The organism is Pedobacter caeni, from assembly GCF_900129215.1.
In the GTDB taxonomy this organism is placed as follows: domain Bacteria; phylum Bacteroidota; class Bacteroidia; order Sphingobacteriales; family Sphingobacteriaceae; genus Pedobacter; species Pedobacter caeni.
The window spans coordinates 970,617-983,077 of sequence record NZ_FQUQ01000001.1 but is presented as its reverse complement, the minus strand read 5'-3'; the positions used below and the strand labels follow the sequence as shown (position 1 = coordinate 983,077).

Sequence of the window (12,461 nt, the reverse complement as noted above, 5' to 3'; positions counted from 1 at the left end):
ATAACCCATTACCATTATGAAGACAATATTCGTATCGTTACTAACAGTCATTAGTATAAGCTGCTTTGCTCAAAAACCAGTTAATGTTGAATTAAAGAAGCAATTGGATACCATTTTACAGACTGATCAGGGTATAAGGGAATTCCTTGATTCAGAAGTAAAGGAAGAAAGAAAAGATGCTATTGCTCAATTACTTAATTACCCGAGAACTGTACTGGATAAAAGTGCGGGGAGAATTATGCAAAAAATTGATTCGATAAACATCGAAAAGGTAGAGCGTATAATTACAAAGTATGGCTATCCAGGAAAAACACTGGTGGGCGAACCTGAAAACACGGCTGTGTTTTATGCAATACAGCATTCAAATAAAATTCCAAAATATTATCAACTAATAGAAAAGGCGGGCAAGGCCAAGGAATTACCTTATAAGTACACGGCCATGATGCTTGACAGGAAGCTTACTGGTGAAGGTAAAGAACAAGTTTACGGCACACAAGTATATATGGAAATGATCAATAATCCTAAAACGGGCAAGAAAGAGCCTTTTGAATATGTAATGCCTATTAAAGATGCTAAAAATGTGAATAAAAGACGGAAGGAAGCAGGTTTTGACTCTACAGTTGAAGAGAATGCACTAAGGCTCGGCGTGGTTTATAAAGAATATACAAAAGAGCAAATAAGAGAAATTACTAAACAATAGCGCAACTCTACATAAATCAGATTTGAGTGTAAAAGTTTTAGTTTTTGATTATTGGGTTGTAGTTTCTTCCTTAAGTAGAAGTAAAGTAGGGCTATTCCAAATAGAACAATCATACGTTTGCAGCTAAAATGTATTAAATAAAAGGTTCTTTATTCGGGGAGTCGAATTACAAAACCATCCAGATATTGTTTAAACGTTGACTTTTGCACCAGGTGCAAATCCCAGCGGGATCACCAGCAAGTAAAAACGCCTCTAAAGATAGTTTAGGGGCGTTTTTTTTCTTTGCAGGCATTTGCCAAATGCCCATACTCTCTATTGAGGGATCAATGCCAAATTGATACCATAGAGGTTACCTTTAATACCGCAAGAATCGGATTCTGTACAGTATACCATTATGGTAGATTTGGTTATAAATAAAAATGGAGACCGCTCATAATGAGCTTTCAACAATTTTATGGTCTTGGTGAACAGGTACATGTCTCTACTCTGTCGTCTATATCTGAGGATTTATACCGTAGTCCTGATGTTGAGCGGGCAAAAAAATCACAAAAGTAGTCGGGCCTTTGTCCAAAGGAGAGCTAAAAAATCATTCTTAATCGCTGAGGAGTCACTTTGCTCTGGCGAAAGGGGGCGCTTTCGTTTGGTTATAGCCATATATTAATCTGCAATAGTTTATATAAAAAGTATTAAATAGTTAGATATTTTCTATAGCTTTATTCTATCAACCCTATTACATTACATTAACCTCTCCTCAAATGAATCGTTTAAACGATACCCTTCCTTTAATTCAATCCCAAATACCCAGTTATCTTTTTCATAAGCGGAGTTAGTTAATGCATATTCAAAATGTGTAATAGTCTATTTATCATTTTAGAACCCTTAACTAAAATTTAATTATGACTGAGAAATCAAAGAAAAAAACAAGTCCGCTGCAGAATGAATCTTCATCAGCGAAAAAAGCCACTAAAGGCGAAGCGACAGCAAATAATGTAGTATGCTGGGATAGCGAAGGCACAATAGAAGTGGTAACCGAACGCCTCAAAGAGATGTTCGTCGAGATTGGACAAAAGACAAGGATAGAAAAAGGGCAAATGCCTGCTGAACGCGCCGTTTTTAGAAAACAGCATGGGATTGCATATGGAACCTTCACCATAAAAAAAGACATCGACCCCAAATATAAGGTGGGTATTTTCGATGGTGATGTTTACGAATGTGTGGCACGCTTTTCCAGCGATACCGGGCCAACTTCACCGGATATACACTCCACATTGGGATTGGGACTGAAACTGTTTGGTGTGGAAGGTCCTAAATTATTTGGAGATGGCAACAACGCGGATTTCATCTTTCAAAACATAGACAGATTTTTCGCAAAAGATGCACAGCAGATGTGCAGTTTCACTACCGCGGGGATCATAGACCGTGACTACGACTCTTATATCAATAAGCACAAGAAACTTTCCGATATCCTTAACGCGATGACAAAAGTGGAAGCGAGTTGTCTGAGCGCCGGTTATTGGGCAATACTCCCTTTCAAGTTGGGGGAAACGAGTATCGTTAAATATCGTTTAGTACCTGATGAAACCGATCATGGTGCCGTTTTTAATGACAACAATTATCTGGGACTTGACCTACATCAGCGACTGCGTAATAAAAGCGCAAAGTTCCGTTTTGAAATTCAGCCCCGGACAAACGATACCATGCCGCTTAATGATGCCCAGGAGGTCTGGAGCACAGAAGAAAGCCCTTATGTCTGCATTGCCGAATTAGAATTCCCACAACAGGATATTTCGGCAATTGGCCAGTCTGAATTTGGAAACATCCTTGCTTTTAACATCTGGAGAACCTTAGCACAACATGAGCCGCTGGGATCGATTGCTGAAGCGAGAAAAGACGTTTATGCTGCAAGTGCAGAAGCGCGCCATCAGGCCAACGGTCAACAATTAGACGAACCCGATGAAATTAATCCTCCCTTTAAGGAAGATCCGGACGAAGATAGCAACTGCATTGTTACGGCCGGTATATATCCCCCGATTGGAGTGATGCGTGTAGGAAATAGTGATGATGAATATTTTATTGGCCCCCTGGTTTCAGAACCGGTCGCATTAACGGACGATTATGCTTACCGGGATAAAACCGGGGCATTAAAACGACAAGCTGCTGAATTCAGAATTTACGGATTTAATGCCGCCGGAAAGGCAATTAAAGAGCTGACTGCCGATAACGCCACTATTGTCTGGCATGCGCATTTAGCAAACCAAAAATCATCCTGGTATCAATTTCAAATGGCACTGGATATTCCGGATGCTGTAGACGCGCCAGCTTCCATGTTACGCAATATCAACGTGGGAGACCGGAACTCGCTGATCATAGACGGTGGACATCAATCATTGACCGCTGCGGGCGTAGAAACCGGTCATCCATTTATAGGGAAATTCCAGGGGGAGACCGTTTATCTCGGTGAAATGCGAAGTGATAAAAAGGGTAGGTTAATTATGCTTGGAGGTCATGGTGTAGCGAAAAATCTAAACGGGGATATTGCCATTACTTTTGCGAACAACGAAGGATGGTATGATGATATTTCTGATGGCCCTGTTACTGCCGATGTGGAATACTTAGGTGTTAAGCTTAAAGTTGACCCGGCATGGGTAATTTCGGCACCGCCTGATTATGCCCCGCTACAGAAATCCGTGCGTACCATGTGGGATTTAATGAGAGATGTGGCCATTGATGCCGGAATGCTGGTCCGGCCAAAAAGACCTTCCTTCACGAAAGACATACTACCTATTTTCCAACGCATGACTAACCTCCAATGGGTTAATGCAGGTTTTGGAGCAGCATTTGGATGGGGTGGCCAGTTCGATTACACCACCGCTAAATGGATGGTCAGACTAAATGATCCATCTTCTGCAAACCTGGAAATGCGCCGTACGATTTCTAACAATTTCCGTCGCTATGAGGTATCAGGTGCAGAAGCGCCCCAATTATGGCCATGGATGTATGGTGATGCCATCAGCATACCGTCTTTAGGTTCTGTGCGCCAGCATTCTACATTATCTAAATTACAATTAGAATTTATTGACCAATGGGTAAAAGGCGATTTTGATTCGGATTTTGTCGACATGACCGGTTGCCCGCATGTACCAGAGCCAATTACAATAGATCAGTTAGACGTTGCTGACCAACCAGATATGCTGACCAGGGCAGCGATGGAATTCTGCCTGGCCGATGCCTTCCACCCGGGTTGTGAAATGACATGGCCAATGCGAACTGCCGGTATGTATATGTCTGCATTCCGACTAAAACATGCACCTAAAACACCACCGGTAAACTCCTCTTATTATGGTCCGGTGATGAACAGCGATGTGTTCACTTTAGCAAAGGGTCCTTTACTTGGCGGACAAGTAGCCGGTGGTATTACCAGATGGATGGCGATTCCCTGGCAAACCGATACTGCGAGCTGCAGGGATGGCTATACCTCAGCCTATGATCCTTATCTACCTACCTTTTGGCCTGCCAGAGTTCCTAATAACATTTTAAGTGAGGAACACTATAAAGAATCGTTAGATACGAACCTGTCGGAAGAAACACGCAGACAAGCTTTTGCTTATCGCAAAGATTGGATGGCTGATTTGCCACTTGACGGTGAGGATCCAAATTATACCAACCAGATCAACAGCATGGTAAAGTATTTTGATAAGCTTGCAGTAGTTCAGGCACGCCCCGGACTACCTAATGACCCTAACTTCCCACCGAAAATGCAGGTTGGGATTACACCAAATGCACAACAGGAAGCCGCATTATTAGCAGAGGCTGTGAAAGATTTAGAAGGTATTTTAAACAGTCAAAATGCCTTGAGTGCAAACTTACAGCACCTGTTAACTGCCACAGTGAAAGGCTTATCGCATAAAGAATTACTAACCGAACAAAATCTGACAGAAAGTGCGAAAACTAACCTGCTCACATTAATTGAACAGGAATTGACCGATGATTTCAAAACCAGCCCAAGTGTTAAAAAACTACTGACTTTATTGTCTTCAAAAGCACCGAAATCAGAAAAACCACTGGTTACGAAATATCATCCGGTTCCTGGAGGAAATGTAGGTATAACCGAGAAGGCAAATCGCTTCTCCCGTTTCATTCCTAAATAAAAATAATCATGAACATTAACTTTTTCCATGAAACCGGAAACAGATAAGGAAGTTGATATCGCGATTATCGGCGGAGGCGTGGCAGGTTGTACAGCTGCCATGGCCCTCGCCGATTCGTATAGCATTATGCTAATTGATCAAACAGACAGCCCCCCGGAACGAATAGGCGAATGCCTGGCTCCGGCAGCGCGACGAATTTTAAAACGGCTTGATTTATTAGAGGGATTAGACAGATCGCTCCAACCGAACAAACAAAACCCGCACCTAAAACATATTGGCACACAATCTTGCTGGGGCAATGAACAGGTCCGTATCGTAGATCATTTGCGAAATCCTGATGGATTTGGCTGGCATTTGGATCGCCAGGCATTTGAGATCTATTTACGCGAAACCGCGGTGCAACGGGGGATCAATTGTTTGTGGCCCGCAAAATTACGAAGCGTCAATTTTGAAGATCATCATTGGTGGATCACAGCCAGCCAAAAAGACGAGGTATCAGATGATCCGTTTTACCGCATCAAGGCGAAATTTGTAATCGATGCCAGTGGCCGACAGTCACACTTTGCCAGAAAAATAGGTATCGGACGCCAGCAATACGATAAACTAATTAGCTGCTGGGCAACACTGCCGAATCAGGAAGCCAATCAAATGAGTACCATTTCCGCAAGCGAATTTGGATGGTGGTATACTGCGCCTTTACCGAATAACAGGAGAGTTCTGGCTTTACAGACTGACCCGGATCTGATAGAAAGGAATACCTTGAAAAATGTCGATCAGTTTATCAGGTTGGCACAAACTAACCGGGAAATGGCACAGCTCATTCAAAGAAATCCTGGGGTAATCAATTTTCACCAAACTGTCTCGGCCAACTCAACCCGCCTTACCCAGGTTGCAGGGCAGCAGTGGGTGGCACTTGGTGATGCTGCCATGAGTTTTGACCCCTTATCATCACAAGGGATGTTTAATGCAATGGCCGGTGCTGTTCAGCTTGCAGAATTGATGATGGAATCTGGCCTGGAAATCCAAAACAGCTATACACATCAGCTCGACCGAATCTGGGAACATTATACCAGGCATAAACGAATATATTACCGCGAAGAAATGCGTTGGAAAGATTCCGCTTTTTGGAAGAGGAGACATTGACTTGATGGTTTTGTTTGCTGCTGTGAAAGACCTGAAAATTAAATACTGATTTTTACCTTGGGTGTCAATCCATATGGGATAAAAAAAGCCCAATTTTCATTGAGGCTTTTCTGTTTAAAATTTCATATCTAATGTATCGGACTGAAAACCATCTTCTATAAAAGCGCATAAAATTGTGGGCTTTTTATTTTTAGAAAGTAACGGTAGTTGAAGGTTTCCACTCACTATTTACAGTTACGTTGGCTGTAGTTTGTGAAGGTAAAGATGTAAATAGTGCACCAGATAAAGTGGTCAGTTTGTTTCTCTCAATGACCACATTTTTAACAATTTTTTCTACGATCAGGGTTCCAGAAGTATTGTATGCACGGATGCTTACATCAGTTGTGATAGATCCACTACTCAATGGTATAACGAATGTAGAAGACGAAAAATTTAATAGACCCTCCTGGCTGGCCTTAAGTGGGAAATCAATAGTTTGAACTGATGTTCCAGGGTCGAGGGAACCAATTAATCTTAGATACAAACCGGACGTAAAAGCCAATGATATCTTAGCTAAATCCTTCGGGATTGCATCTGTAAGTACAAAACCAACTTTACCCACCACTCTATCAAGGACAACGCTTTGATTCAAAGCCTGATCAGTAACCTTAAAATCAGATACTTGTTTGAACCAATCTCCTATACTATAGGGAGAATAAGGAGTGAGTAATACATTTGCAACGTTTTGTTTTTCTAAGATATTATGAGGGCCATTCGTTCCAACCACGACGGATTTATAACCACCTGCAGGTAATTGCAGGTCAATTGTTCCAAAATTGGTTGCGTTACTAAGTTGAACAGTGTCTTTAAGCAATTGCCCACTGGAATTATAAATCAGATATTCTAGTCTGGAAATGTGGTCTGAAAGTTTAGGAGTTGCCTGAGTCGTTGCCTGGTTTACGGTAGAAGACTTAAAAGAAGGTAAGGGAGTAATGTTACTGGTAAAACCACTGACATTAAAATTTACATTAAATAATTTCTGATTTTCAATTGGTGGCTCTACAGGGTTATCTTTTTTGCTGCAAGAAAAAATAAGCATTAGAACAGGAAGAGCGAAATAAAGCAGTTTTGCGTTAATTTTCATATTAGAGAGCTTGGGTTTTGATAAATTAACCGCAAAGATGAAAAAATAATTAATTAATCGTGTCTTTAATGCTAATGGCAAAAAAATAAAATAATCCACGAATTCAACAAAGGTAATTTATGTACTAGCTTATTTCGCCTTCGCCAATAAGTGTGGGTCCTTCGTGTATCCACCATTTTTGCCCCACCTTAAGATATTTTTCGATGGCTTGATTTAGCAGGAACCTGACAGTCACCATCTTTGTTTCACCGGGCTCTATTGTCGATTGATCTTTAAATATAATATCACCAATAAAGGTTTGAAGGAAACTGCCATCTTTATCGTATTCAAATACATGATTTGGTCTGTATCCACTGATAAACCCTGTTTTTCTTCCGCCATCTTCTGTAGTTTTAAGCCGAATCTCTGCACTTACAATGATGAGGTCTGAGGGGGAATTCTCCTTTGCCAAATCGTAAATACTTGTTAAGGTATACTTATCATAAGCCATTACATCGAATACTTTGGATGCTCCAGTGTCGAGCCAGCGCTTATAAATAAGGCTTCCGTTCATATATAAGTACAATTCGTTATGTGCTGTCTTTTTTATAAAAATGGCCATAGTTATTATTTTAGGACTAAATTATAGAAATATACCGACCGTTTATTTCTTCATTTATTTAAATTTATGTTTGTTAACTCGTTTTGGCTCTTTTTATATAGTTTTAAGGTTGCATTCAATACATCATAAGAAAATGGCTCCTTTTTAATATCTTAGAACTAATTTAAAAGATGAATACCGACACATACAGAACATTCCGGACGTTTAACGACTACGGGTTAGCTCAGGAAATGGCAACGACATTGGCTAAGCATCAAGTTGATTGTCGTATTGAAAATACCTCTCTTCCGTTTGATATATCATTTGCGAATAACCAGGTAAATCACGAATACAGGATAAAACTGAAATCCGAGGATTTTCAAAGAGCGAATGAAGTGCTGATTGAAGAGGCTTCAGAACAATTAGATGAAGTTGAACCGGATCATTACCTGTTCGGTTTCAGTGATGAGGAGCTTATCCAGCTGATTTCAAAGAGAGATGAGTGGAGTGATTACGATTTTCTATTGGCTCAAAGGATTTTAAAGGAGCGGGGCAGGGTGCTGAAGGATGCTGAACTGGCTGGTATGGAAGAGAAGAGACTTCAGGAGTTGAATGAATATGAAAAGATAAATCCGGGTTGGTTGTATGCTGGTTTTTTATTTGCACTACTAGGTGGTGTATTTGGAATAATAATGGGGTGGTTCATTTCGACCAATACTAAAACGTTACCTAATGGTAAGAAGAGGTATTGTTATGCTGAAGCAGACAGAAAGAAAGGGATGACAATGCTTATTATTGGAATATTGGTACTTGTACTCTGTTTGATTTTGAGGATTAGTGAGCAACTTTAAGTATTTGGGTGATTTGATTGAGGGTATAAATTTTAATTCAGATATTTTCAGACTTGCATTCACTTTCTATACTTAGATCTCCAATATTATTTTGGGCTACAATGGGAACATCGAAGGAAACCCACAGCGTTTTACTCAGTATATTTGTGCCACTTTCAAATAGATTGTTGTTCACAGATATTTCTCCGTTAAACCAGCAATCAAAGAAATTGACAAAGCCACGAAAGTGATTGCCATTAATTATTATGAAATTTCCTTTAGAATTGTGCCCGCCAGCATTGAAATCCAAATATTCGTCAAATTGGCAACTGTCAATAATCAAGCCTCCAATGAAATAGCAAAAATCAAATGAAGCCGCTTTTATATGGGTATTTTTAATTGTCACCTGTTTATTAAACTGTATGCTGATACAAACGAGATTTTCAATGATGCAATTTTCGATGATCATCTCTTTGTCCCATTCGCTTCCGTTCTCAATATTTAAGGTTCCGGTGATAAATACATTTCTCAAGGGGATTCCACTGCTGATGTTTTTTTTTGCCTCATTTGCAGATATAGTGTCTATTGGATTATTTGTCATGCTATTATAGATGTGCTAAAGCCTTTTGAGAACTGATTAAAGTGAACATTTACCTAAGGTTTAAAACAAGATATGAAAACCTTTAAGGTTTCAATATAAAAAATAAATCATAGTCAGCATTGTAAAATTTATAGAAAATAATTACACCTTTATGTTTCTTTAGAAGGTATTTATGAATAATTTTAAACTTATAGTTGTTGTATTAGCTTTTGTTTTACCATTTTATCAATCAGCCATGGGGCAGAAGTCACGTCCGCAAAAAACTTATACATCAAAGAGTGCAATAGACTCAATCTTAAAAAATTCAGGAAACATACTGAAGTTAAAAAAAGGTGATGCTGAACCGTTAGTCACTGAGGATGGTCAAATGCATATTTATTCAAAATTAAAAGACCTTGATCCCGAAAAAATAGGTAGAATCCGGATATATAACAGTTTGAAGGGTACGGGTTATGAATCTTTCGGTAAAGGCGCAAATCAGAAGCTGATTTATTTAACTTCCTCACTTAAAATGTTTGAAGAAGAATATGAGGAGATGACTGGAAGTCCATTTCCTGACATTGTCATTCCTGGTCCAGGTGAAGTCGCAGAATCAGCAACAGTACCTGAAAAGAATAAAATTTATCCAGCGTTTAGTACAAATCCCCAACCGCAATTTCCTGGAGGCCCGGATAGATTTATTGAATTTATCAAAGCCAATATGGTCTATCCTGCAGTAGCAGCTGAAGCGAACGTTCAGGGCAAGGTTTATCTTGAGTTTGTGGTCGAAGCTGACGGTAGTATCACTAACATCAAAACGGTAAGAAAAGTTGGGGGTGGTACTGATGAAGAAGCAATAAGACTTCTTAAATTAAGCCAAAAATGGATTCCAGGAAGTGTGGCTGGTAAGCCAGTGAGGACAAGTTATGTGATAGATATTAAATTTATGCTTCAATAGCTGAATGTTGTCGTTAACTTCCGTTCTGATATTAACCAGCTTAAACTGTTTACTAAGATGTTAAGCACAAATAGTCTTTTAAAGAAGGCTGTTAGTATCCAAAAATGATGTTTTAAATGAAAGAAAATAATTTGAACGTTGGCGTATTTACCGCTAGTTTATTAAATAAAGTTAATCAACCGATACTAAATTGGGATTTGGGGGCTAAAACTGGAAAAGGATTTTTTAGTACACACCACAGTTGCGCTTATTTAGAACTAAAGATATACAAGGCAGTAAGTGAAAAATATGAATATAGTAAGGTTATCTGGAATGCACCTGATACTGAAATAATCAAATACCATGAAAGTTATAAGTCTGAAGTTGAAAATGCTTTAATATTCTTTACAAAGTATATCTCTGCATTAAGAGGAGAGAGCATTGAGTTAACTTTCGAGGTTAATGATGCAACTTTTGACTTCACCTCGCATCGTTTTAATCCTTTTGAAAAAGCTGCCATTTATGCAATAATAAATTGCTTTGATGGGGAAGAGGAGCCAAAATATAGGCAAGGGAATATTCAAACTTTAAAAGGCAATTTGAAGCGGCAGTTTGAGTATGATACTCAGCTTAGGAAATAAACCACGAATTCAATAAAAGGTAATTTATTTTGTTATTCTGCTCAGCTTTGACACATAGAAAAAATTGTTATGCATTACGTTACACTTTTGGGGACTTACTTAGAAATACTAAAAAATTATTTAAAACTGATATGGTAAAAATTGTTTCAAAAAGGAATGTTTTTCTATTCATTCAACTCTTCGTTTGTAATTTTTGTTTTTCCCAAATTTATTCGCAGTTGAGTCTCTCAGATACAATAGCTATCCATTCTAAAGTATTCAATGCTGAAAGGAAAGTAATTATAACAAAACCCTCTAATGCAAAGATAGATGACAAACAAAGCAACTATATTGTATATATGGATGCAAATGACCAAAATATCAATGGGTTATTCTTGCAATCAGCCAACAATTTAATCGCTAACAAAGAAATACCACAGAGCTATTTGATTGGAATAATTCATAAAAACAGGAATACGGAACTTTTAGAGAAGGATAAACTTTTAAAGTTTCTTAAGGAAGAACTGATTCCTTTACTTAAGGACAAGTATAACAATGCAAATCAAATAACGATAGCTGGCCATTCCTTTGGTGGGTATTTTGCAACGTATGCGTTTCTGAAGGATAATGATCTATATAATTCTTGTATAGCAATTAGTCCGGCATACTGGCCTAATAAAAATGATGTGATCGACTTATTACTTGAAAAGGCAAATCTTATTCGTGGTAATTTCTACTTAGCCATTGGTGACAAAAGATGGGATGAAATTTCTTTAAGAAACGGCGTACTTAAAGCGCAAAATATATTAGAAAATCAAAAGAACATTGTTTTTGGTTTTAATGAATTGAAAGGCTTTAGCCATAATGCTACTCCAACAGTAGGTTTTGGACTAGGGCTCAGCTTTATTTATGATCAATGGGAGTGGACCAATATTTTAGAAGAACAAGAAGATAATCTAAAGTTCTTTCCTGAGTTTTGGGGACATATTGAAATAAAAGGAGATGCATTATTCCATTTAAATCGTGTTTCAGAAGCAAAACTACTTTACCAGGAAGCATTACAAAATACATCTAAAGATGAAAAGTTGTCAAAATCTGAAATGAGCGAGGTACTGAAAAGGTTGCGTGAAAAAATTGAAAAATGTGGGTAGTTTTGCGGTGTACACCTTCCCAGGTTGGCGGTATACATAGCGTTTGACCCACCTTTAGAAATTTTTCGATGGCTTGATTTAGTAGGGGAGCACTGATTTTATTCAATCTTACCAAGTGTCTGGGCAATTAAGGAGAGGTGTTCTTTGATTTTCACCTTTTGAAGATGTTCGACTTTTTCAGCACCACCTAAACCCAGTAATGGTACATAACCATAGCATTCATCGTAGCCAATTTCGCCAAGTTGCTTTTTCGCTTTAAAATAATTTCCTCCTTTTAGTTCTTCATCAACGTACTCTTTGTCATAGATATCTTCCAGAAAATATTTCAACCCCGATTCAAGTACTTTGGAAAGACCGTGTCTGCAATTGAGAAGAACAGTGTAATTGTTCTCCCAAATTATTAAATCAGCCATTCCCGTCGCAAACATTACAATAGGGTTTTTATAAACAGGACTATAAACTTCCTTCAGTAAATCTCCAAAATCATCGGGGTTAACAATTTTAAGGTACCCCTCAGCGGTAGCGCCAAATCCATTCTCTTGCCATAGATTTATCAGATTTTCCGGAAGCAGCGATTGGTATTTTGCAATTAGATCGCTTTCCGGTTTGTGCGCAAAATGAAAATCGACAGACTTATTCATAGTAATTA

The 12,461-nt window shown here is 38.6% G+C and carries 11 protein-coding genes; 7 read left to right on the top strand and 4 right to left on the bottom strand.

The window, feature by feature from the left end; translation table 11 throughout:
* Positions 1-16 precede the first annotated feature (16 nt).
* The 3 genes from BUC20_RS04100 (at position 17) to BUC20_RS04085 (ending at position 5,991) form a co-directional block, all read left to right on the top strand.
* Complete coding sequence (locus BUC20_RS04100) at positions 17-700, top strand: DUF6624 domain-containing protein (protein ID WP_073227750.1); 684 nt, start codon at positions 17-19, stop codon at positions 698-700.
* 896 nt (positions 701-1,596) lie between these two features.
* Positions 1,597-4,848 (top strand): LodA/GoxA family CTQ-dependent oxidase, encoded by a 3,252-nt coding sequence (locus BUC20_RS04090; RefSeq protein ID WP_073227747.1) that lies wholly within the window; start codon positions 1,597-1,599, stop codon positions 4,846-4,848.
* Between the two features lie 27 nt (positions 4,849-4,875).
* A complete protein-coding gene (locus tag BUC20_RS04085) occupies positions 4,876-5,991 on the top strand; it encodes an NAD(P)/FAD-dependent oxidoreductase (RefSeq protein ID WP_073227745.1) in 1,116 nt (371 codons plus the stop codon).
* Between the two features lie 190 nt (positions 5,992-6,181).
* On the opposite strand, the gene BUC20_RS04080 is transcribed toward BUC20_RS04085, so the two are convergent.
* A complete protein-coding gene (locus BUC20_RS04080) occupies positions 6,182-7,114 on the bottom strand; it encodes a hypothetical protein (RefSeq protein ID WP_073227742.1) in 933 nt (310 codons plus the stop codon).
* A gap of 124 nt (positions 7,115-7,238) precedes the next feature.
* A complete protein-coding gene (locus BUC20_RS04075) occupies positions 7,239-7,715 on the bottom strand; it encodes a hypothetical protein (RefSeq protein ID WP_073227739.1) in 477 nt (158 codons plus the stop codon).
* Between the two features lie 170 nt (positions 7,716-7,885).
* Between BUC20_RS04075 and BUC20_RS04070 the strand changes: the two genes are divergently transcribed.
* Positions 7,886-8,545, top strand: coding sequence for a hypothetical protein (locus BUC20_RS04070; RefSeq protein WP_073227736.1), 660 nt, complete (start codon positions 7,886-7,888; stop codon positions 8,543-8,545).
* Positions 8,546-8,582: 37 nt separating this feature from the next.
* Here BUC20_RS04070 and BUC20_RS04065 read toward each other — a convergent pair whose 3' ends face one another.
* Entirely contained in the window at positions 8,583-9,125 is a 543-nt protein-coding gene (locus BUC20_RS04065) for a hypothetical protein (RefSeq protein WP_073227733.1), read from the bottom strand.
* Positions 9,126-9,297: 172 nt separating this feature from the next.
* Between BUC20_RS04065 and BUC20_RS04060 the strand changes: the two genes are divergently transcribed.
* The 3 genes from BUC20_RS04060 (at position 9,298) to BUC20_RS04050 (ending at position 11,812) form a co-directional block, all read left to right on the top strand.
* Complete coding sequence (locus BUC20_RS04060) at positions 9,298-10,062, top strand: energy transducer TonB (protein ID WP_073227730.1); 765 nt, start codon at positions 9,298-9,300, stop codon at positions 10,060-10,062.
* A gap of 116 nt (positions 10,063-10,178) precedes the next feature.
* On the top strand, positions 10,179-10,682 hold the full coding sequence (locus BUC20_RS04055; RefSeq protein WP_073227728.1) for a hypothetical protein: 504 nt from the start codon (positions 10,179-10,181) through the stop codon (positions 10,680-10,682).
* Positions 10,683-10,729: 47 nt separating this feature from the next.
* Positions 10,730-11,812: an alpha/beta hydrolase gene (locus tag BUC20_RS04050; RefSeq protein ID WP_234994437.1), complete on the top strand. Its 1,083-nt coding sequence runs from the start codon at positions 10,730-10,732 to the stop codon at positions 11,810-11,812.
* 98 nt (positions 11,813-11,910) lie between these two features.
* Here BUC20_RS04050 and BUC20_RS04045 read toward each other — a convergent pair whose 3' ends face one another.
* Positions 11,911-12,453, bottom strand: a complete 543-nt coding sequence (locus BUC20_RS04045) for a T6SS immunity protein Tdi1 domain-containing protein (RefSeq protein WP_073227725.1) — start codon at positions 12,451-12,453, stop codon at positions 11,911-11,913.
* Positions 12,454-12,461 lie beyond the last annotated feature (8 nt).

Excerpts from the sequence above, each read along its gene's own strand:
- BUC20_RS04070 (WP_073227736.1), top strand. The coding sequence starts at position 7,886 with ATGAATACCGACACATACAGAACATTCCGGACGTTTAACGACTACGGG.
- BUC20_RS04060 (WP_073227730.1), top strand. The coding sequence starts at position 9,298 with ATGAATAATTTTAAACTTATAGTTGTTGTATTAGCTTTTGTTTTACCA.
- BUC20_RS04075 (WP_073227739.1), bottom strand. The coding sequence starts at position 7,715 with ATGGCCATTTTTATAAAAAAGACAGCACATAACGAATTGTACTTATAT.
- BUC20_RS04065 (WP_073227733.1), bottom strand. The coding sequence starts at position 9,125 with ATGACAAATAATCCAATAGACACTATATCTGCAAATGAGGCAAAAAAA.
- BUC20_RS04055 (WP_073227728.1), top strand. The coding sequence starts at position 10,179 with ATGAAAGAAAATAATTTGAACGTTGGCGTATTTACCGCTAGTTTATTA.
- BUC20_RS04045 (WP_073227725.1), bottom strand. The coding sequence starts at position 12,453 with ATGAATAAGTCTGTCGATTTTCATTTTGCGCACAAACCGGAAAGCGAT.
- BUC20_RS04100 (WP_073227750.1), top strand. The coding sequence starts at position 17 with ATGAAGACAATATTCGTATCGTTACTAACAGTCATTAGTATAAGCTGC.
- BUC20_RS04080 (WP_073227742.1), bottom strand. The coding sequence starts at position 7,114 with ATGAAAATTAACGCAAAACTGCTTTATTTCGCTCTTCCTGTTCTAATG.
- BUC20_RS04090 (WP_073227747.1), top strand. The coding sequence starts at position 1,597 with ATGACTGAGAAATCAAAGAAAAAAACAAGTCCGCTGCAGAATGAATCT.
- BUC20_RS04085 (WP_073227745.1), top strand. The coding sequence starts at position 4,876 with ATGAAACCGGAAACAGATAAGGAAGTTGATATCGCGATTATCGGCGGA.